The organism is Cupriavidus pauculus (assembly GCF_002858765.1).
GTDB lineage: Bacteria > Pseudomonadota > Gammaproteobacteria > Burkholderiales > Burkholderiaceae > Cupriavidus > Cupriavidus pauculus_B.
This window is the reverse complement of sequence record NZ_PJRP01000016.1, coordinates 150,880-171,737: the sequence shown is the minus strand read 5'-3', so window position 1 is coordinate 171,737 and position 20,858 is coordinate 150,880. Positions and strand designations below refer to the sequence as shown.

The window sequence follows — 20,858 nt, the reverse complement described above, 5'->3', positions numbered from 1 at the left end:
GAAGTTTTTGCTCGGTGAGAAGTACAAAGCCTTCGTGTTGCTCATCGACGATGAAAGTTTGCCGCAGTGCAACGAAGCAGGGATGTACGACTGTGTATCAGAGTGTGACTGGGGCGGATTTCCCCAGGCGCCAAGGCGCTGACGGGCCATTCGAGCCCGTGGCGCACGGCCGTGAATACATCATCATGTGATGGAATTAGGGGGTGATGTCGATCCAGGCGTGAGGTGCGGCGTGAAGTGCGGCGCGGGGAGGCCGCGCCCAGGTGCAGCGTCAGCGACGATTTCCCGGTGGATGGTTTCAGAGTGCCACAGTGTCATTGCGATAAGAAAACTTATCGCAATGAATGATGTTGACGTCGCAATGTGAGCGATGGGGAAGGGGATGGTTTGGGTCAGGGCAGGGCATACCGCCGCCAGGCAGCACGGGAATCGGCTGTGGCAATGCGGCACGGTTGCCCAATGTGGCCCAGGCGCGCCGCCGCTGGCGCTGCCGGCCGCGCCAGCTTCTGCAGGGCAGTGCCGTCTCAGTGTTCCCGAGCATTCAAAACCCTTGACGATTCAACGAAAATGGTTCTGGCGGCAGCACCTCCGGCATGCCGCCTGATAACAAGAAAGAGCCCACGCATGTCTCGTCTGTCCTCGCTGCGCCCCGTCCTGCCGATCCTGATCGGCGCTTCCGTCATGCTGTCGCTGGCCATGGGCTTGCGGCAGAGCCTTGGAATCTTCGTACCGCCGCTGACGCGCGACATCGGGATTTCCGTCGGCGATTTCACGATCGCCGTGGCGGTGCAGAACCTCACTTGGGGCTTGCTGCAGCCGTTTGCCGGGGCGCTGGCGGTCAGGAGCGGATTCCGGCCGCTGATGGTCGGCGGCTCGCTGTTGTATCTGGTCGGCCTGGTGCTGCTGGCCACGGCCCACGATATGTGGATGGTGGTGCTGGGCGGCGGCCTGCTGATCGGCATGGCGATGGCCAGTACTGGCACGGCCATGGCCATGGCTGCCGCGTCGAGCGCGGTCAGTGCGCAGGTGCGCAGCCTGGTGCTGGGCTGCGTCTCGGCGTCGGGCTCGCTGGGCGCGATGATCGCGGCGCCGCTCGGCCAGAGCATTTCGGGCGCGTGGGGCTGGCGCATGGGCCTGGCGTCGTTCGTGGTCCTGGCGCTGATCATGGTGCCAGCCGCCTGGGTGGGCGGCCGGGTAGACCAGGTGCGGCAGATGCCGACCCGTGCGCAGGCCGAGCAGAGCGGCCGGCAGGCGCTGATGACGGCGCTGCGGCACCCGCCGTTCGTGGTCATGGCGCTGGCCTACACCGTCTGCGGGATGCAACTGGTATTCCTGACCACCCATCTGCCGGCCTATCTCGATATTTGCGGCATGGACCCGATGCTGTCGGCCAAGGCGCTAGGGCTGATTGGCGGATTCAACGTGCTGGGCAGCCTGTTTTTCGGATGGGCCGGGGGGCGGGTCAACAAGTTGTTGCTGCTCGGTGGTATCTATATTTGCCGGTCGATCGGATTCGTCTGGTTCTTCCATGTCTCACCAACGCCGGAAAGCACGATGGTGTTTTCCGCCATCATGGGCTTTCTGTGGCTTGGGGTGTCGCCGCTGGTGCAGGGCTGGATTGCCCAGACCTTTGGCCTGCGCTGGCAGGCCATGATTGCCGGCGTGGCGTTTTTCAGTCACCAGATCGGCAGCTTTATCGGCGCCTTTGGCGGCGGCTGGCTATATGACCTGATGCATGACTACGCGCTGGCCTGGAAGGTCGGCGCCGCTCTCGGGCTCACCATGGGGCTGATCCAGATTGCTTTCGCGTTCCTGGGCAGGACGCAGACGCCACATCTGGTGCCGCAAGCGGAATAGGGACTTTGTCTGACACGGCATTGAGTGCTGCCGTGATCACGAAAATGTCCGGAATGTGCGGATTCTGTGCAGTGTCGCTTGTTTCATCAATCGGCATAATCGGCCGTTAGTGCGAAATCGCTTTCAACCCGCAAGCGATTTCACGTGCGGGCAACGGCATCCCGCACGTTGCCCGCATCTTTCTGACCGCATTTTTCATGGCACTGTCCCCCAACAAAAACGCCTCGTCCAGTTGCTGGACGAGGGTTATACGCTGCGTATCGTCCGATCGCTGATTAATCGTGCGCCGGTGCATGCGGAACTGTTTTGCCCCGGGCATTCCTGCGTGGAAACTGTGCAGTGGTGGCGGATTGCCAAGCTGCTGAGGACGCGTTGCGTCACACTCGATACCGGCGATGTGGCCGACGCCACGCAAATCGTGGCCGCCAGCCTGCCGCGCTGAATTGGCGGGTTCAGGGCCGGATCAAGGCCGGCCAGGTTATTCCTTGACCGCCCCGGTCATGCCAGAAACGTAATACTCGACGAAGAACGAATAGACCACGGCAACCGGCAGCGAGCCCAGCAGGGCGCCGGCCATCAGCGCGCCCCAGTGGTAGACGTCGCCTTCCACCAGTTCGGTCACGATGCCCACCGGCACGGTTTTTACCTCCGACGACGAGATAAATGTCAGGGCGTAGATAAACTCGTTCCACGACAGCGTGAAGGCGAATATCCCTGCCGAAATCAGTCCCGGCACGGCCAGCGGCAAGATAATCTTGACCAGGATTTCCCAGCGCGTGGCGCCGTCGATCAACGCGCATTCCTCCAGTTCGTACGGGATCGAGCGGAAATACCCCATCAGCAGCCAGGTGCAAAACGGGATCAGGAAGGTGGGGTAGGTCAGGATCAGGGCCCAGCGCGTATCGAACAAACCGAGCTGGAAGACGATCGACGCCAGCGGGATAAACAGGATCGAGGGCGGAATCAGGTAGGCCAGGAAAATCGCCAGCCCCACCTGCTTGGCGCCCTGGAACCGCAGCCGCTCGATGGCGTAGGCCGCCAGCACGCTTGCCGCCAGCGACGCAAACGTGGATACCGTCGAGACAATGACCGTATTGAGCAGCCAGGCCGGGTAGGGCGTGTCGAATAGTAGTTTCTTGAAATGAGCCAGCGTCGGCGCCATCACGAAGAACGGGTTGGCGCTTTGCATCAGCAGTTCGCCATCGGGCTTGAAGGCCGTGATGCCCATCCAGTAGAACGGAAACAGCAGCACGAACAGGAACACCCCGATCGGGATATACAGCGTCACCCAGCGGCGTGGCACGGATTGCAGATACTCCATGCCTTGCGATTCGTTCTCCTCCGCCTTCGCTTTCATTTGTCGCCTCCCTGTTGCCACGCGCGCCGCTGCAGGCCGAAATACGAGAACAGGATGGCGGCCAGCAGGAAGGGCACCATCATCGTGGCCAGCGCCGCGCCTTCGCCCAGCGATCCGCCCGGAATGGCGCGCTGGAACGACAGGGTGGCCATCAGGTGCGTGGCATTGAGCGGACCGCCGCGCGTCAGCACGTAGATCAGCTGGAAATCGGTAAAGGTGAAGAGCACAGAGAACGTCATCACCACGGCGATGATCGGGGTCAGCAGCGGCAGGGTCACGTAGCGGAACTGCTGCCAGGGCGTGACGCCATCGATCGAAGCCGCCTCGTACAGCGTGGGCGAAATGGTCTGCAGCCCGGCCAGCAGCGAGATGGCCACGAACGGGATGCCGCGCCAGACATTGGCCGCGATGGTCGAAAACCGCGCCAGCCACGGGTCGCCCAGGAAGTCGATATAGCGGTCGATCAGCCCCAGCTTGACCAGCGTCCAGCTGATGACCGAGAACTGCGCATCGTAGATCCACCAGAACGCCAGCGCCGACAGGGCCGTGGGAACGATCCACGGCAGCAGCACCACGGCCCGGAAGAACGACTTGAACGGCAGGTTGCGGTTCAGCAGCAGCGCCAGCCAGAGCCCCAGCGCAAACTTCAGCAGGCTGGCGATCACCGTGTAGAAGATGGTGTTGAAGAGCGCCAGCTGGGTGACCGAATCGCTGGCCAGGTAGCTGAAGTTGTCGAAGCCGATCCATGCGCCGGGCCGGCCGATCTTGGCATCGGTAAAGCCCAGCCAGACACCGAGCCCCAGCGGATAGGTCAGGAAGACCAGCAACAGCAGCGCCGTGGGCACCATGAACAGCAGCCCCAGCGCATGGCGGTTGTCGGACAGCCGGGACAGCACCGATCGCCGGGCCGGCTGGGCAGGGGGCCGCTGCGAGGCAGGCGGCGTCGCAGCGGTATTCTGCATCGCGTCAGGCCTTGTAGTAGCGCTCGGCGCGCTGTGCCGCACGGGCCGCGGCTTCCTTAGGCGTCTTCGATCCGCTGGCCGCCTCGGCCACCATGTCGAGCACGATGTAGTCAGCCATGGCCGCCGCCGATGCCGTGCCCAGCGGGCCGGCGTGGCCGTTGTCGAGCATCAGCGACGCTGCATCGCGGTACACGGTGTGCTTCGGGTCGGCCGTCCAGATCGGGTTCGCCTCGTACTCCTTGAGCGGCTGGCTCACGTAGCCGATGGCGGCCTCCATCCACGGGTTGTACTGCTCGGGCTCCATCATGAACTGCAGGAAGGCCTTGGCCGCGTTCGGATACTTGCAGTACTTGAAGATCATCATCTGCGTGATCTGCATCAGCTCGGTCGGCTTGCCGCTCTTGCCGATCGGGAAATGCGCGTGCTGGATGTCCTTCGCCATCTCCTGCAGCTTGGGCTCCTTCGAGTTCTTGGCCGCGTAGTAGACCGAGATGCCGTTGGCCGTCAGGCTGACCTGGCCGTCCAGGAACGCCTTGTTGTTCGACGGGTCCTGCCAGGACAGCGTGCCCGGCACGAACGTGGGATAGAGCTGCCTGGCGTATTCCAGCGCGGCCCAGGTCTCGGGCGAGTTCACCACCACCTTGCCCTTGGTATCCACCAGCATGCCGCCGTGCGACCAGAGCAGCCAGTGCGCCCAGTTGTTGCCGTCGCCCACGGCCTTGCCCAGCGCAAAGCCGGGGGGCGTGCCCTTGGCCTTCAGCGCCTGGCACAGCTTCAGAAAGCCCGCCGTGTCCTTGGGAATGGTGTCGAAGCCGGCCGCCTTGACATGGCTTTCGCGGTAGACCAGCGCGTTGCCCACCACGCCCAGCGGCACCGCGATCCACTTGCCGTTGTGGATGCCGTACTTCTTGCAGACGTCGTACCAGCCGCCGTGCTTGTTGCCCAGGTAGGTGGCCACGTCGGTCACGTCGACGAGCTTGTCGGGGTACTGCTGCGGATCGTCGAACCAGCCCAGCACGATGTCCGGCCCCGTGCCCACGCTGGCTGCCACGGCGGCCTTGGGGCGCACGTCTTCCCAGCCTTCGTTGTCGACACGGACTTCAACCCCGGTCAGCTCGCTGAACTTCTTCGCGTTGGCGTTCCACAGGTCTTCATCGCCCTGCACGAACCGCTTCCAGCGCAGCACCCGCAGCTTGGCGCCGGCCTCGGGCTTGTACTGCAACTGGGTGGCGGCGTACGCATTGGTGGTACCCAGCGCCGAGGTGGCAGCCACGGCCGCCGTCGATACCAGGAAATCGCGCCTTGTGAAGTTTCCGGAATGGCTCATTGCTGTGTCTCCTCCATGGTCATGCCAAGGGTGGTTATTGCCGTGCGGTCTGGCGGGGCAGCGCCTGTCCCGATTCGGCGTCGAACAGGTGCGTGTGGTGATGGTCGGGCACCAGATGCAGCGCCTGGCCAGCAGCAAAGTCGTGGCGTTCGCGGAACACTGAAATGAAATCGGTCTCACCGAAGCGCGAGTACACCTCGGTATTGGCGCCGGTGGGCTCCACCACCGCGACCGTGGTCGGAAAGCCCTGGCCCGGCGCGCCGTAGGCCAGGTGCTCGGGCCGCACGCCGTAGATCACGCGCTGGCCGTCGGTGCCGGCGCCGTCCTGCAGGCGCGCGGGGGCTGGCAGCAGGGTGCCGTCCGGAAATTCGACCCGTGCCTCGCCGTTCTGGCGGCGCAGCACGCCGGGCACGAAGTTCATCGCCGGCGATCCGATAAAGCCGGCCACGAAGAGGTTGTCGGGATGGTCGTAGAGCGCCAGCGGCCGCCCGCGCTGCTCCACGCGGCCATCGCGCATCACCACGATCTGGTCGGCCATCGTCATGGCTTCGATCTGGTCGTGCGTGACGTAGACCGATGTGGTGCGCAGCCGCTGGTGCAGTTCCTTGATCTCGGCGCGCATCTGCACGCGCAGCTTGGCATCGAGGTTGGACAGCGGCTCGTCGAACAGGAACACCTGCGGATCGCGCACGATGGCGCGGCCCATGGCCACGCGCTGGCGCTGGCCGCCGGAAAGCTGGCGCGGGTAGCGGTCCAGCAGCGCGCCCAGGCCCAGGATGCCCGACGCCTTGTCCACCTTGTCCTTGATGGTCTGTTTGGCCACGCCCGCCAGCTTCAGCGAGAACGCCATGTTGTCGTAGACCGACATGTGGGGATAGAGCGCGTAGTTCTGGAACACCATGGCGATGTCGCGTTCCTTGGGCGGCAGACGGTTCACCACGCGGTCGCCGATGGCGATCTCGCCGCCGGAAATTTCCTCCAGCCCGGCCAGCATGCGCAGCAGCGTGGACTTGCCGCAGCCGGACGGCCCCACCAGCACCGTGAACTCGCCATCGGGGATGTCGATGCTGACGCCCCGTATGACCTGCGTCCCGCCAAAGGACTTCTGCACATCGCGGATCTGAACCGATGCCATGCGTTGCGTCTCCTTGTCCGGCGCCGCGCCGCCCTGCATGGCGGCCGCGCCAGGGGTGGTGCGTCAGTGGTTGTCTTTCGGCACGGCCGCGCCGCTCTTGCCGACCAGGAAATCCATGTCGGCGCCCAGATTGGCCTGTTGCACGTGCTCGAAGTACAGCCGCGTCCAGCCGCGCTCCATGGGCGGCGCCGGCGGCTGCCAGGCCGCGCGCCGTCTCGCCAGTTCCTCGTCGGACACGTGCAGATGCAGCTTGCGGGCTTCCACGTCAAGCTCGACCATGTCGCCGTTCTGCACCAGCGCCAGCGGCCCGCCGGCGGCGGCCTCGGGCGTGACGTGCAGCACCACGGTGCCATAGGCGGTGCCGCTCATGCGGGCGTCCGAGATCCGCACCATGTCGGTGATGCCCTTGCGCAGCACCTTGGGTGGCAGCGGCATGTTGCCGGCCTCGGCCATGCCCGGATAGCCGCGTGGGCCGCAGTTCTTCAGCACCAGCACGCAGTGTTCGTCGACGTCCAGCGATTCGTCGTCGAGCCGCCGGTGCATGTCCTCGCTGTCCTCGAACACGACCGCGCGGCCGGTGTGCTTGAGCAATGCCGGCGTGGCCGCCGATGGCTTGATCACCGCGCCATCGGGGCTCAGGTTGCCGCGCAGCACCGCAATGCCGGCGTGGGGCTTGAAGGGGGCGTCGAAGGCGTGGATGACCTCGCGGTTCCAGTTCGGCGCGTCCTTGCAGTTGTCCCAGAGCGTGTTGCCGTTGACCGTCAGCGCGTCGCGGTTCAGCAGCGGCCCCAGTTCGCGTATCACGGCGGGCAGGCCGCCGGCGTAGTAGAAGTCTTCCATCAGATGCCGGCCCGACGGCTGCAGGTCGACCAGGCAGGGCAGGGCGTGGCCCAGCGCATCCCAGTCGTCCAGGTTCAGCTTCACGCCGATACGGCCGGCGATGGCCAGCAGGTGGATCACCGCGTTGGTCGACCCGCCGATGGCGGCGTTGACCTTGATCGCATTCTCGAAGGCCTCGCGCGTCAGCACCTTCGACATGACCAGGTTGTCCTTGACCATCTGGACGATGCGCCGGCCCGACGCACGCGCCAGGATGTTGCGGCGCCCGTCCACGGCGGGAATTGCCGCGTTGCCCGGCAGGGCCATGCCCAGCGATTCGACCATGCAGGCCATGGTGGATGCCGTGCCCATCGTCATGCAATGGCCGTGCGACCGGTGCATGCAGCCTTCGGCCTCGAAGAAATCCTCCTGCGACATGTGCCCGGCGCGCACTTCCTCGGACATCTTCCAGACGTCGGTGCCGGAGCCCAGTTCCTGTCCGCGGAACTTGCCGCTGAGCATCGGGCCGCCCGAGATGCCGATGGTGGGCAGGTCGACCGAGGCCGCCCCCATCATCAGTGCCGGGGTGGTCTTGTCGCAGCCCATCAGCAGCACCACACCGTCGATGGGGTTGCCGCGAATCGACTCCTCCACGTCCATGCTGGCCAGGTTGCGGAACAGCATCGCGGTGGGGCGCAGCATGGTTTCCCCGAGCGACATCACGGGGAATTCAAGCGGAAAGCCGCCCGCTTCCCACACCCCGGTCTTGACCTGGTCGGCCAGCGTCCGGAAATGCGAGTTGCAGGGGGTCAGTTCGGAGTAGGTATTGCAGATGCCGATGACCGGCCGGCCATCGAACTGGTCATGGGGAATGCCGCGGTTCTTCAGCCAGGACCGATAGATGAAGCCATCGCGATCCAGTCGGCCAAACCATGACTGGCTGCGCCGTTTGGGCGGCCCCGGCGGATTGTCGTCGTTCACTCGGGTCTCCTGCGTTCTGCTTCTTGTAGGGGGTGCAGATCCGGATGCCCGCGATCTCATTCCGCGCCGCACGCATGCCGAGTTGAACCGAGTCTAGGTCAGGGTATTGGACAGGTAAAGTGGTATTACCAATATGCGGTATGGGGCTTTCCCGGATGCCGACAGGCCCGCCGGCCATGACGCGCCGCAACAGCCACGGGCCCTTTTCGCTCCGCTGGATCAGGGCGCGATCAGCAGCATCGCCGCGTGCAGCAGCACGCCGACCATGCCGCCGACGAAGGTGCCGTTGATGCGGATGTATTGCAGGTCACTGCCAATTTCCAGCTCGATCTTCCGGCTGATTTCGTTGGCGTCCCAGCCCTTGACCACCTCCGCAATCAGCATCGGCACCAGATGCCGAAAGCGGCTCACCGTGCGCTGCACGCAGTGCAGCCACCAGGCGTTGAGCTTGCCCTGCAAGGCGGCGTCGTCGCGCACGCTGGCGCCGAGCGAGGCCAGCAGGTCGGCCAGCATGGCCCGCGCCAGCGAGTCGTGGCGCGCGGCGTCGGCGCTGATCCAGTCGCGCAGGCGCTGCCACAGCGCACGGTAGCTGTCTTCGCGCTCCAGATGGCGCAGGAAGTCGCGCATCCACAGCCGCCCGATGCGCCGGTAGCGTTCCGACGTGCGCAGCCTGTCGATCATTGCCTGCAAGGCCTCGTCGAATTGCTGGCGCAGCGGATGCTCCGGCTCGGTACGCACCTCATGCAGCAGCGCGATCACGCCTTCCACGAACTTGTTGACGATGTACGCATCGAGCCGCACCGGCGTGTAGCGCGACGCCTCGCTGAACTTGGCCTGCAGCAGGCCGGCGTTCTCGGCCAGCCATTGTTCCAGCGCGGTCAGGGCACGCTCCAGCAGCGGCTGGTGCCGTTGGGTGTCAGTGAGGATCTGCAGCAGATGGCCGGCGATGCCCGAGACATCGAGCGTGCGCAGGCCCGGCAGTGCCCCGCGCTGGATCAGGCGGGCCACCTCGTCATCGTCAAACACGCGCAGCAGGGCGGGCAGCGCGTCCACGGCCGGATCGGCCAGCGCGCGGCTATTGCCGGGCGTCACCAGCCAGGCGGCCACTGCCTGCGCGGTGTTGTACGAGCGCAGCCGGCCGACGATCACGTCGGGCGCCAGGAAATTGCGCTCCACGAAGGTGCCCAGGCTTTCGGCAATGCGTTGCTGGTTGCGCGGAATCACCGCCGTATGGGGTACCGGCAGGCCAAAAGGATGCCGGAACAGGGCGACTACCGCGTACCAGTCGGCCACGGCGCCGACCGTGCCGGCCTCGGCGAAGGCCCGCACCCAGGCCAGCCATGGATAGTGCGGCTGGCCCAGCACGCTGGCCACCAGCAGCGCCAGCATCGCCAGCAGGATGCCGGTGGCGATGGTGCGCATGCGGCGCAGGTCGCGGTCGCCGCGCTGGCCAGGCTGGTCTGCAGCGGCAGGCAGGGCGCCGGACGTCTCCGACCGTGTGGGGGGAAGTCCGGCGCGGTCGCTCATGCGCGGCTCACTGCAGTTCCTGCCGCAGGAACCCGCGGATCACCGGTGCCACCTCGGTCGCCCGCGACACCAGGAACAGGTGGCCATCGTCGATCACATGCAGCTTCGCCTGACGGATGCGCGCGGCCAGGATCTTGGCGTTGGCCAGCGGCACGATCGGGTCGTCGTTGCCATGCATGACCAGCGTGGGCTGGCGCAGGCCAGCCAGCCACGGCAGGCTGCTCCAGCCCCAGGCGGCCAGCAGCTGGTAGACGTATCCGCGTCCGCGCGGCGGCTCGATATGACGGCTGTGCTCGCGCAGCAGCCCGATGTCATGCCGATAGGCACCGCCGTACAGATCGCCGCCGATCTTTTCCAGATAGGCGGGATCGGTATAGCGGCGCGGCCCGATCATCCTGGCCAGCACCGACGGCCTGGCCGGCACCATGATCACACCGGGCGACGTGGCGGCCAGGATCAGCCGCCGGCAACGCCGGGGATACAGATGCGCGAACTCCTGGGCCAGCGCGCCGCCCCAGGAGACGCCCAGCACGTCCACCTGTCCGGTATAGCCCAGGTGGGCCAGCAGTTTGTCAGCCAGCAGGCTCAAGGTGGAAAATCGATACGGCATGACCGGCGTGGGCGAACCGCCCACACCGGGAATATCGAAGATGACGACTTCCACGTCGCCCAGCGCCGCGATGAGCGGCTCGACCAGCTCCAGATTGGCGCCGATACCGTTGAACAGCAGCAGGGGCGGGCTGCCGGTGGTGCCGCGGCGGATGCCAACGCGCAGCGTCCAGCCGTCCAGGTCAATAGTGCGAATGTCCAGTTTGCCGCCGGTTTCGGCTTGGCACGCTGCCTGATTCATCTGGTTGTCCTTGTCGCGGGCGCCCCGCAAGGCGCCCGCCGGCATTTCATGATGATCCGCGATCACTGCGCGGGCTTGAACAGCGCCTTCAGTTCCTCCACATTCTCGGCGATTCGCTTGCTGGCTGCCGACACGCTGTCAGCTTGCGTCTTCTGGGCGATGTCGGCCAGATCGCGCAGGTTGGCCAGCGACTTCTGCAGCGCGCCCTGCGTCAGTTCCACAGCGCCCGTGGCGGCGGCGACGCCGTTGCCCGCCACGCCAGACTGCAGCAGGCGGCTCTCCAGGCCGGACAGCGTGCCGCGCACGACTTCCGCCTGCTTCTGGCTGAACGCCTGCACGCCGTCGAGCAGCGCGAGATTGATGGTGGCCAACGCGGCCAGGTCCTTGCGACGCGCTTCGGCAATGGCGCCCAGGTCGAAACCGGGCAGGCGCAGGCGCTGCAGTGCGTTGGAGTAGGCGGAAAACAGGCCGGCGGCCGATGACTTCGATGCAGTAGTTTCCATGGTCTTCATGCTAATGGTGCTGTTGAGAAAAGAAACGCTCGGATACGACGATCGCGACCGATCAGGCGCCCGTGACGTAGGTGCCCGGCGCATCGCACAGGGCGGGGTGGCTGGCACTGCCCACCTGGGCCGGCGCATCGCGCCGGTCGCCGGATCGCTCCGCCAGCCAGACGCGCCAGTTGTCCCACCACGAATCCGCCTGCGCGGTGGCACCGCCCAGCCAGGCTTCCGCATCTTCCGGCAGGGCCGCGTCGGCATTGACGAAGAACTTGGCCTTCGGATTGCCCGGCGGGTTGATCAGGCTCTGGATATGGCCGCTGGAACTCAGCACGAAGCGCGAGTTGCCGCCGAACATGCGTGCCGTGTTGTAGACGCCCTTCCACGGGGTGATGTGATCGGTGATGCCGCCCACCACGTACGTATCGCACGCCACCTTGGACAGATCCACCGGCGTGCCCAGCACGGTCAGCGCGCCAGGGCGAGCGAACACGTTGCCGGCGAAGATGTCGAGCAACTGGCCGTGGAACTTGCCCGGCAGGCGGGTGGTGTCGTTGTTCCAGTAGAGGATGTCGAACACCGGCGGCGCGTTGCCCAGCAGGTAGTTGTTGATCCAGTAGTTCCACACAAGGTCGTTCGGCCGCATCCACGCGAACACCCGACCCATCTCGTTGCCTTCCAGCACGCCCTTCATGATGCTGTTCTGCTTGGCCGCCGAGATGCTCTCGGGCGTGGCAAACAGGCCGATCTGCGATTCGGCGCTGCTGTCCAGCACGGCAACCATCAGGGTGGCGGCGTTGACCAGCCGTTCGCCGCGTGCCTCCAGGTGGCCCATCAGCGCCGACATGGTCATGGCGCCGGAACAGGCGCCGTGCAGGTTCACGTCGTCGCTGCCGGTGATCTCGCGCACCGCGTGGATGGCCTCGATCAGCGCGGACACATAGGTGTCCATGTCCCAGTCGCGATGCTCGATGGTCGGATTGCGCCAGCTCACGGCAAACACCTGGAATTCGCTCTGCAGCAGGTAGTCGACGATGCTCTTGCCCTTCGACAGGTCGAACACGTAGTACTTGTTGATCTGCGGCGGCACGATCAGCTGCGGGCGGCCATGCACCTTGGCAGTGGCCGGCGTGTACTGGATCAGCTCCAGCACCTCGTTGCGGAAGACCACAGCACCGGGCGACGTGGCCAGGTTCTTGCCCACCTCGAAGGCCGACGTATCGACCTGCGACGGCATGCCCTGGTTGCGCACGGCGTCCATCACGGCGTTCTTGATGCCCGAGACCAGGCTGGCGCCGCCCGATTCGATGATCTTGCGCAGCGCGGCCGGATTGCCGAGCAGCGTGTTGGTGGGCGCCAGCGCGTCGGTGATCAGTTGCAGCACGAACTGCGCGCGCTCCTTGCTGCGGTCGTCCAGCGCGGACCGGTCGACAAAGCCGCCCAGCGCGTTGCACCACGACAGATAGCTCTGCATCGCCACCCGATAGAACGGGTTGCTCTGCCAGGCGCTGTCAATAAAGCGCTTGTCGCCCTTCTGCGGCGCGGCGCCGCCCGTGCCGGCCAGCGCCGCCACCAGCTCGCGCGTCAGCGCGGCGCTTTGCTCGACCAGCAGCCCCGGCTGGCGCACGGTCTGCGCGCCAACCTGACGCACCGTGTCCAGCACGTCACAGGGGCGCAGCCCGATGAAAGGGTTCAGCTTCGGCCGGCTCGCTGCGGCGTGGCCGGTGTCTTCGTTCACGACTTCCGGCGCGGCCAGGGCGCGCACGGGGGATTCCACATTGGCTTGCATGTTTTTTACTGTCCTCACACCGTATCTGTTCGGCTTTGGCCCACGGCCTCAGCGCGCCGCCATCAGCATGGCCAGCGATTCCGCCAGCAGTGCCGGCTTGGTCTCGCCTTCGATTTCCAGCGTATTGATCATCCGGGCGATCACCCGGCCGTCGCCCTTGTCTTCCACCGCGGCCAGCGTCACGCGGTTGCGCACCCGCGCACCGGCCTTGACCGGCGCCAGGAAGCGCACCTTGTCGAGCCCGTAGTTCAGGCCGGCACTGGCATCGTGGGGCACTACGCCCACTTCCATCGACAGCGAGGCCAGCAGCGACAGGCTCAGGTAGCCGTGCGCGATGGTGCCGCCGAACGGGCTCTCGCGCTGCGCGCGATCCACGTCGACGTGGATCCACTGGCGGTCGCCGGTGCAGTCGGCAAAGGCATCGACGCGGGCCTGGTCGACGACCAGCCAGCCCGATACGCCAAGCTCGCGGCCGACGAATTCGCCCAGGGTGTTCATGCTGTAGCCAGCAATGGTCATGGTGTTGTCTCCTCGCATTCTTTCAATCGTTCAATTCGTTCAATTCGTTCAATCGTTCGGGCACTCAAGCGATAAAGCGCTCGCGCATCAGCTTCTTGTTGAGCTTGCCGATGCTGGTCTTTTCCAGGGTGTCGACGATCCGCACCGTCTGCGGCACCGCGTACTTCGAGATCCGGCCCTTGGTGGTGAAGGTCATCACGTGGTCGCGGATGTCTTCCTCGATGGTCGTGACCGCTTCGCCGGGCTTGAGCACCACCAGCGCCACCGGGCGCTCGCCCCATTTCTCGTCCTTGATGCCGATCACGGCCACTTCGGACACACGCGGGTGCTGCGAGATCAGGCTTTCGATCTCGAGCGACGACACCCACTCGCCGCCGGACTTGATGACGTCCTTGATGCGGTCGGTGATCTGGATATTCCCCGTGGCGTCCATGTTTGCGATGTCCTGCGTGTGCAGGTAGCCGCCTTGCCAGAGCGCCTCCGACGCCTCGGCATTGCCGCGATACCCCTGCGTCAGCCACGGCGCCCGCACCACAATCTCGCCACTGGCCTTGCCGTCGTGCGTCACGTCGTTCATGGCGTCGTCGACGATGCGCAGGTCCACCAGCGGCACCGGACGACCGGTCTTGCAGCGCAGACGAATTTCATCGTCGATGTCGCGCGGCTGCGCGTTCTCGGGAATCTGGGCCAGGCTCAGCAACGGGCAGGTCTCGGACATGCCGTAGCCCGCGAAGACGTCGATGCCACGCTCCAGCGCGGCGCGCGCCAGGCCGTGGGGCAGGGCGCCGCCGCCGATGATGATCTTCCAGCGGCTGAAGTCGGCGGTCTTGGCGGCCTCGCAGTTCAGCAGCATGTGCAGGATGGTGGCGACGCAGTGCGAGAAGGTCACGCCTTCGTCGCGCACGAGATTGACCAGATGGTCGGGTACGTAGCGGCCCGGGTACACCTGCTTGACGCCCAGTACGGTGGCCACGTAAGGCATGCCCCAGGCATGTACGTGGAACATCGGCGTGACGGGCATGTAGACGTCGCCGCGATGGAACCGCTGCCCGGACATCGGGCTCGCCAGGCCGGCCATCGACGTGATGGTGTGCAGCACAAGCTGGCGGTGCGAGAAATGCACGCCCTTCGGCAGGCCCGTGGTGCCGGTCGTATAGAAGGTGGTGGCGCGCGTGTTCTCGTCGAAATCGGGGAAGTCGTATGCCACGGCATTCGCCGCTAGCAGGTCTTCATACTCGGCGCTGAACGGGATGGTCAGCGATGCCGGCGCGCCGTCCTGGTCGTCGAGCAACACAAAGACGCGTACGGTGTCGAGCTGGTCCCGAATCGATTCCAGCACGGGCAGGAAGTCGGTATGCACCAGCAGCACCTCGGCGCCGGCGTGGTTGATCGTGTAGGCAATCTCGTCCGGCGACAGCCGCACGTTCACCGTCTGCAGCACAGCGCCCATCATCGGCACTGCGAAGTAGCACTCCAGGTAGCGATGACTGTCCCAGTCCATCACGGCCACGGTGGCGCCGTGCTCCACGCCCAGGCGGGCCAGGCCATTGGCCAGGCGTCCGATGCGATCGCGCATGGTGCGGTACGTCTGGCGGTGCGTGCCGCGATAGACGATTTCCTGATCGGGGTTCTGGCCCAGTGGCGTATGCAGCAGTTGCTTGATCAGCAGCGGATAGGCGTAGGCGTTGGGGGCGGTGTCATGCATCGCGTCCAGCATGGGTGTCTCCTGCGAATTCCAGACGAAAGGGGGAAGTCTGTGGTGCGCCGGAGCCGTCACCCCGGGCGGGATTCAGGCGGCGCTTTGTATGGATGCCATGTTGGCTGCGAGGCAGGGACGGCCGTATCCCCCAAAGAGGGGACCGCATCGGGGGAGCGCGTTTGGGGGAGGGGGGCTACGGCAAGCGAAAGTGACGCCGGCGGCGCCGTCAGGGCGCGGCGACCAGCCCCAGCGCTTGCGCACGGGCGACGGCGTGCGCGCGTTTTTCCACCGCCAGCTTGACGAAGATGCTCTTGATATGGGTCTTCACCGTCTCGGGCGCGATGCCGAGCGTCCGCGCGATTTCCTTGTTCGACTGGCCGGCCGCGATCAGCGCCAGGATGCCGCCTTCGCGGGCGCTAAGCGCGTCGCGCACCGACGCAGACGACGCCTTTTGTCGCATCTGGTAGCGCTCGTTGCAACGTTCGAGCAGTTCGTCGATGCAGGCCAGGCGTTGCCCATGGCCACCGCTGGCGGCAGTAGCCTTCCGAACCAGTTCCAGCAAGGCCCTGACGCCAGGCCCCTGGTCGAGAATCGTTCGGTAGGCACGCGCCGATTCGATCGTGGCCACCACCCGGCTGCACTCCTCGACGGCGCGGGCAGGTTCCCCACTGGCCTGGCAGGCCAGCGCCAGCATGGTGCGAGCGCGCAGCGCGAGATAGTTAGGCCGCCCCTGCGGCAAGCGCTGGAGCAGGGCATCCAGCAGGCGCACGGCATCGTCGGGCCGCGCCCCGGCAATGGCCAGGCAGGCGGCGCCCAGGGTCCGATAACGGTCCAGTTCGCTGGCGCAGGCCTCGCAATCGGGTGCGTCGACGGTGTTCACCAATCGGTCGATCTGTTCGACGCAAGCCGCGGCCTCCCGGGCACGGCCTTCGGCAATCAGCAGCCTGACACGCTCGAACAGGATCGCGGCCACCAGCCGGTGCCAGCCGCGCTGATGGCCAATCGTCAACGCCTGCTCGACCCATCCGTGGGCCTGGTCGAGGTGCCCGCGCGCCGCTGCAATCCGGACCAGCAGCGTGTAGGCCACCAGTACGCTGTCCAGCAGTACCGCCACGTCGATGACCGGCATGCGTTCCACCAACAGCGTTTCGGCCTCTTCGAGCCGGTCCTGTTCGTAGCGCAACTGCGCCAGCGCGGGTGCGCACAGCGCGGCGGCCGTCGAAGCGGGGCCGGCGTGCTCTTCAGCAAAGCGCATCGCCTGCAGAAAGTGCCGTTCGGCCAGGTCGAAGCGCATTTGCTGCAGCTCCGCCAGGCCCAGCAGGCAAAGTCTGTAGACCGAAGACAGCGGGTAGCGCCGGTTTTCGTCGGGCGAGTAAGGAATCCAGGGCGTTGCGTACAGCCGTTCGAGATCGCCGGATTTCCAATGCGCGAACCGCGCGACGTTGCTGAGCACGTTGATCATCCACGGATCGTCCGACAGCGGGCGGCTCAGGCAGTCTTCGGCAAGCCGCAGCGCGCCTTGGGCATCGTCACGCAGGGCCGTGAGCAGGGCGCGTATCGCCCGGCATTCCCACAGGTAGCGTTCGCGATCGGCCACCGGCCCTTGTGCGGCATCGTGCTCGATGGTTTCGACCATGGTGGACGCTTCTTCAAAGCGCATGGCCAGCGCCATGCCCCGCGCCAGCGCCAGGCGCACGTCCACCTGGCCGCGCATGATGTCCGGCGGCAAGTGCCGCTGCCAGCCAAGCAGCGTCATCAGATCGCCCTTGCGTACCAGCGACATCGCACATTGACCAATCAGGGCGACGGCATCGGTGGCGTCGCCTGCCTCCAAGGCGTGCCAGACGGCGTCCGTCCAGAGCGCCTGGGCGGCATACCAGCGCGACCCGCGCCGGTGCAGGTCGGCAACATCGATGGCAGGGGAGGTCTCAAGCCGCTGGCGCAGGTAGTCGCGCAGCAACTGGTGATAGCGAAACCATCGGCCCTCGACATCGAGCGGATCGAGCAGCAACTGGCGCGTGGCCAGCGCGTCGAGCATAGCCTGGCTGTCTGCCGCACCGGTGACGGCCACGCACAGCGGCGCGGAAAGCCGATCCAGGATGGCGGTGCGCACCATGAAATCGACCAGTTCCGGGGTCTGGCAGGCCAGCATCTCTTCGAGATAGGCCGCGATGGGGCGAGCCGTGCCCGACGGCGCCACCCATGTGCCGGCCTGGCCGCGCGCCAGCATCGGGGCGGACAGGCGCAACGCGGCCGCCCAGCCTTCGGTCGACGCGTGCAAGGCATCGACGTATGGCTGGGGCAGGCCGCCCGCGCATTCGCGCTGCACAAAGCGCCGGGTTTCGTCAGCACTGAAGCGCAGCATCGTCGCGTCGACTTCGAGCAACGCATTTCCGGCCCGCAGCCGGGCTAGCGGCAAGGGCGGGGCCGTGCGCGTGCCCAGCACGAGATGGAAGTTCGACGGCGCGTGGGTCAGCAGCAGCGCTACAGCTTCGTGAATCGACGCGGTGCCGATCAGGTGGTAATCGTCGACAAACAGGAACAGTTCGTCGTCGACCTCGGCCAGCGCATTGACCAGCGTGGCAACCACCGCGCGCGGCACCAGCAGCGACACATCGCCGGCCCATCCAGGCGGAGTGCCTTCTTCGCCGCACGCACGATGGAGCGATTGCGCCAGATGGCCCAGAAAATGGGCGGGCTCGTCATCCTCTTGGTCCACCGACAGCCAGGCCACGCGGGCGCCGTCCATCCGAAGCTGGTCCAGCCAGGCGATGATCAGCGACGTCTTGCCAAATCCGGCGGGGGCCTTGATGACGGTGAGACGCTTGTCGCGCCCCTGGCCAAGCAGATCCAGCAGGCGCGGGCGACCAATCAATCCAGACGGCAGGCGCGGCGGAATGATCTTGGTGGCCAGCAGAAATGGCGCGGACGGTGCAGCGGGCGCAGAGGGATCCGGCGCAGGGTCCTGCGCGACGCGCGGGCCTGAGCCACGACGTCGAGCTCCCGGCTTTTTCCGAGGCGGCGCCGGTGGAGAGGGTTGGCCTTCGCGCATGAAGTTGATTCTAGCCGCGCCATGCTTCGATTCAAGCGCAGCCAGCACTTTTTGGGAGCGGTCAGGTGCCGGGTGACTGGGAGTGCTCAGGCGGAAACCTGTGGATCCCACGGCAAGCGCTGCACCGCAGCAGCGCTTACCGTCTTCAAAACCCACGCCCGATCCGGACGGACACGGGGACGAAACTCAGAACGGGGCGGTGAACGTCAACCATGCGCCTTGCTGCAGGCCGCTCATCCCGAACATCATGTTGTAGTCGAGGCCAAAGGTTAGCGTCGTGGTCCGGGAGTTTCGCGCCCAGGCCCGCCTGGATGCGGTCGCGCTCGAACGGCGTGCCATGCACCATGTACGCGGGGCCGGCGCTCGTCACAATGCCTTGGATTGGCGAATCGAAAATTTAACATAAGATAGATTATGCGCATAAAAACAAACACGTGTTGTAGGTGCGTGTGCAGGTTGGCGCGAATCCGGTTGTGCCGGCGCCAGGTCCCCGCTGAACCCGAACGGGCCCGGAACGTGAAAAGCCCACGTTCCGGCAGGAGACGTGGGCCCGGAAAGGGAATGCAACGGACGAATCAGCGTTCTGCACAGGCTCGTCGCCGGCCTCGCAGGCGTTCCGGTGGCTGGGAGGTGCGTCCTCTGGCCCACTGACGCGTCGATCCGGGCATATCGGGAGGTTGTCGGATCTTGCCGGCCAGAAGCCATCATTTACCGGCATGTTCGCCGGCCCCGCCGCCGAAACGCTCAGTCCGGCCAGAAAAGTGACAGTCCCGCACGCGCGGTCGGCTATCATGCCAATCCTCTCCGAAGTAGCTCCCTATGATTTCCGTCCGTAATGTCACGCTGCGCCGTGGCGTCAATGTCGTACTTGACCGCGCATCCGTCACCTTCAATCCCGGCGAAAAGATCGGTCTCGTCGGCCGCAATGGCGCCGGCAAGTCGTCGTTCTTCGCCCTTCTCAACGGCACGCTGCACGAAGATAGCGGCGAGTTCTCGATTCCCGCCGCATGGAAGATGGGTCAGGTCGCGCAGGATATGCCGGAGACCGAGCAAAGCGCGACCGACTTCGTGGTCGAGGGTGACACCGTGTTGTTGGCCGCGCAGACCGAAGTCGCTGCCGCCGAGGCCAGCGACGACGGCATGCGCATGGCGCACGCCTACATGGCCCTGCACGATGCCGGCGCACACGACGCCCCTGCTCGTGCCCAAGCGCTGATCCTGGGCCTTGGCTTCAGCGCTGCGCAGCTTAGTCACCCGGTCAACAGTTTCTCCGGCGGCTGGCGCATGCGGCTGCAACTGGCGCGCGCGCTCATGTGCCCGTCCGACCTGCTGCTTCTCGACGAGCCGACGAACCACCTGGACCTCGACGCGCTGGTCTGGCTGGAAGCCTGGCTCAAGCGCTATCAGGGAACCCTGGTAGTGATCAGCCACGACCGCGAGTTTCTCGACGCGGTGACGCAGGTCACGGTGCACGTCGACAACGCCCAGCTCGTGCGCTATGGCGGCAACTACAGCAAATTTGAAGACATGCGAGCCGAACAGCTCGTATTGCAGCAGGCCGCGGTAGCCAAGCAGGCGGACAAGATCGCCCACCTGCAGAAATTCATCGACCGTTTCAAGGCCAAGGCCTCGAAGGCGAAGCAGGCACAGAGCCGTGTCAAGGCGCTCGAACGCATGGAGAAGATCGCACCGGTGCTTGCCGACGCCGAGTTCAACTTCGAGTTCAAGGAGCCGCTCAACGTCCCGAACCCGCTGCTGTCGATGCTGGACACCAGCTTCGGCTACCCGGCGCCGGCCGGCGCAGAGCCGGGCACGCCGCCTACGGTCATCGTACGCGGCATCAACCGTTCCGTGCTGGCCGGGCAGCGCATCGGCATTCTCGGTGCCAACGGCCAGGGCAAGTCCACGCTGGTGAAGACGGTGGCGCATGCGCTGGCGCCGATTGCCGGCGAAATCAGCGAAGGCAAGGGCCTGAATATCGGCTACTTCGCCCAGCAGGAACTTGACGTGCTGCGCCCGCTCGACACGCCGATGGAACACATGATCCGCCTTGCCAAGGACACGCCGGCTCACATGCGCGCGCCCGGCCAGAGTGGAACCGAGCAATCGCTTCGCACCTTCCTTGGCACCTTCAACTTCAGCGGCGACATGGTCCATCAGGCGGTGAGCACGATGAGCGGCGGCGAAAAGGCGCGGCTCGTGCTGTGCATGATCGTGTGGCAGCGCCCTAACCTGCTGCTGCTCGACGAGCCGACCAACCACCTCGACCTGGCCACACGCGAAGCGCTGGGCATGGCGCTCAACGAATTTGAAGGCACCGTGATGTTGGTCAGTCACGACCGCGCCCTGCTGCGCGCCGTATGTGACGAGTTCTGGCTGGTTACCAAGGGCGGCGTCGAGCCCTTCGACGGCGATCTGGACGATTACCAGCAGTTTTTGCGCGACGAAGCCCGTCGCATGCGCGAGCAGGCTGCCGCAGCGTAG

General features: G+C 65.6%; 14 protein-coding genes. 2 read left to right on the top strand and 12 right to left on the bottom strand.

Features of this window, described 5'->3' with window-relative positions:
• Positions 1-624 precede the first annotated feature (624 nt).
• Positions 625-1,857 carry an MFS transporter gene (locus CYJ10_RS26470; RefSeq protein WP_101684408.1) on the top strand — a complete coding sequence of 411 codons (1,233 nt, stop codon included), beginning with the start codon at positions 625-627 and terminating at the stop codon, positions 1,855-1,857.
• A gap of 478 nt (positions 1,858-2,335) precedes the next feature.
• Here CYJ10_RS26470 and CYJ10_RS26460 read toward each other — a convergent pair whose 3' ends face one another.
• The 12 genes from CYJ10_RS26460 to CYJ10_RS26405 all read right to left on the bottom strand — a co-directional run bounded on the left by CYJ10_RS26460 (position 2,336) and on the right by CYJ10_RS26405 (position 18,197).
• The gene (locus tag CYJ10_RS26460) at positions 2,336-3,214 is read right to left on the bottom strand and encodes a carbohydrate ABC transporter permease (protein ID WP_101684406.1); all 879 of its coding nucleotides are present in this window, start codon (positions 3,212-3,214) and stop codon (positions 2,336-2,338) included.
• A complete protein-coding gene (locus CYJ10_RS26455; RefSeq protein ID WP_101684429.1) occupies positions 3,211-4,110 on the bottom strand; it encodes a carbohydrate ABC transporter permease in 900 nt (299 codons plus the stop codon). The genes CYJ10_RS26460 and CYJ10_RS26455 overlap by 4 nt, the downstream gene beginning before the upstream one ends.
• Before the next feature lie 70 nt (positions 4,111-4,180).
• Positions 4,181-5,503: an ABC transporter substrate-binding protein gene (locus CYJ10_RS26450; protein ID WP_101684405.1), complete on the bottom strand. Its 1,323-nt coding sequence runs from the start codon at positions 5,501-5,503 to the stop codon at positions 4,181-4,183.
• A 34-nt stretch (positions 5,504-5,537) separates the two neighbouring features.
• Positions 5,538-6,638, bottom strand: a complete 1,101-nt coding sequence (locus CYJ10_RS26445) for an ABC transporter ATP-binding protein (protein ID WP_101684428.1) — start codon at positions 6,636-6,638, stop codon at positions 5,538-5,540.
• 63 nt (positions 6,639-6,701) lie between these two features.
• Positions 6,702-8,438: an IlvD/Edd family dehydratase gene (locus CYJ10_RS26440; protein WP_257993547.1), complete on the bottom strand. Its 1,737-nt coding sequence runs from the start codon at positions 8,436-8,438 to the stop codon at positions 6,702-6,704.
• Between the two features lie 219 nt (positions 8,439-8,657).
• Positions 8,658-9,965: a DUF445 domain-containing protein gene (locus tag CYJ10_RS26435; RefSeq protein ID WP_257993546.1), complete on the bottom strand. Its 1,308-nt coding sequence runs from the start codon at positions 9,963-9,965 to the stop codon at positions 8,658-8,660.
• A 7-nt stretch (positions 9,966-9,972) separates the two neighbouring features.
• Positions 9,973-10,815 (bottom strand): poly(3-hydroxyalkanoate) depolymerase, encoded by an 843-nt coding sequence (phaZ, locus tag CYJ10_RS26430; protein ID WP_101684426.1) that lies wholly within the window; start codon positions 10,813-10,815, stop codon positions 9,973-9,975.
• Positions 10,816-10,877: 62 nt separating this feature from the next.
• Positions 10,878-11,327 (bottom strand): TIGR01841 family phasin, encoded by a 450-nt coding sequence (gene phaP / locus CYJ10_RS26425; RefSeq protein WP_257993545.1) that lies wholly within the window; start codon positions 11,325-11,327, stop codon positions 10,878-10,880.
• Positions 11,328-11,379: 52 nt separating this feature from the next.
• Positions 11,380-13,104 (bottom strand): alpha/beta fold hydrolase, encoded by a 1,725-nt coding sequence (locus CYJ10_RS26420; protein ID WP_101684403.1) that lies wholly within the window; start codon positions 13,102-13,104, stop codon positions 11,380-11,382.
• Positions 13,105-13,152: 48 nt separating this feature from the next.
• Positions 13,153-13,623, bottom strand: a complete 471-nt coding sequence (locus tag CYJ10_RS26415; RefSeq protein ID WP_101684402.1) for a MaoC family dehydratase — start codon at positions 13,621-13,623, stop codon at positions 13,153-13,155.
• 64 nt (positions 13,624-13,687) lie between these two features.
• Positions 13,688-15,340 carry a fatty acid--CoA ligase gene (locus CYJ10_RS26410; RefSeq protein ID WP_101684401.1) on the bottom strand — a complete coding sequence of 551 codons (1,653 nt, stop codon included), beginning with the start codon at positions 15,338-15,340 and terminating at the stop codon, positions 13,688-13,690.
• Between the two features lie 208 nt (positions 15,341-15,548).
• A complete protein-coding gene (locus tag CYJ10_RS26405) occupies positions 15,549-18,197 on the bottom strand; it encodes a LuxR C-terminal-related transcriptional regulator (protein WP_257993544.1) in 2,649 nt (882 codons plus the stop codon).
• A gap of 996 nt (positions 18,198-19,193) precedes the next feature.
• Between CYJ10_RS26405 and CYJ10_RS26400 the strand changes: the two genes are divergently transcribed.
• Complete coding sequence (locus CYJ10_RS26400) at positions 19,194-20,858, top strand: ABC-F family ATP-binding cassette domain-containing protein (RefSeq protein WP_101684399.1); 1,665 nt, start codon at positions 19,194-19,196, stop codon at positions 20,856-20,858.

What these genes read in the sequence shown, in the direction of transcription:
- CYJ10_RS26470 (WP_101684408.1), top strand. Translation starts at nt 625, where the DNA reads ATGTCTCGTCTGTCCTCGCTGCGCCCCGTCCTGCCGATCCTGATCGGC.
- phaZ (WP_101684426.1), bottom strand. Translation starts at nt 10,815, where the DNA reads ATGAATCAGGCAGCGTGCCAAGCCGAAACCGGCGGCAAACTGGACATT.
- phaP (WP_257993545.1), bottom strand. Translation starts at nt 11,327, where the DNA reads ATGAAGACCATGGAAACTACTGCATCGAAGTCATCGGCCGCCGGCCTG.
- CYJ10_RS26445 (WP_101684428.1), bottom strand. Translation starts at nt 6,638, where the DNA reads ATGGCATCGGTTCAGATCCGCGATGTGCAGAAGTCCTTTGGCGGGACG.
- CYJ10_RS26415 (WP_101684402.1), bottom strand. Translation starts at nt 13,623, where the DNA reads ATGACCATTGCTGGCTACAGCATGAACACCCTGGGCGAATTCGTCGGC.
- CYJ10_RS26400 (WP_101684399.1), top strand. Translation starts at nt 19,194, where the DNA reads ATGATTTCCGTCCGTAATGTCACGCTGCGCCGTGGCGTCAATGTCGTA.
- CYJ10_RS26460 (WP_101684406.1), bottom strand. Translation starts at nt 3,214, where the DNA reads ATGAAAGCGAAGGCGGAGGAGAACGAATCGCAAGGCATGGAGTATCTG.
- CYJ10_RS26435 (WP_257993546.1), bottom strand. Translation starts at nt 9,965, where the DNA reads ATGAGCGACCGCGCCGGACTTCCCCCCACACGGTCGGAGACGTCCGGC.
- CYJ10_RS26450 (WP_101684405.1), bottom strand. Translation starts at nt 5,503, where the DNA reads ATGAGCCATTCCGGAAACTTCACAAGGCGCGATTTCCTGGTATCGACG.
- CYJ10_RS26410 (WP_101684401.1), bottom strand. Translation starts at nt 15,340, where the DNA reads ATGCTGGACGCGATGCATGACACCGCCCCCAACGCCTACGCCTATCCG.
- CYJ10_RS26420 (WP_101684403.1), bottom strand. Translation starts at nt 13,104, where the DNA reads ATGCAAGCCAATGTGGAATCCCCCGTGCGCGCCCTGGCCGCGCCGGAA.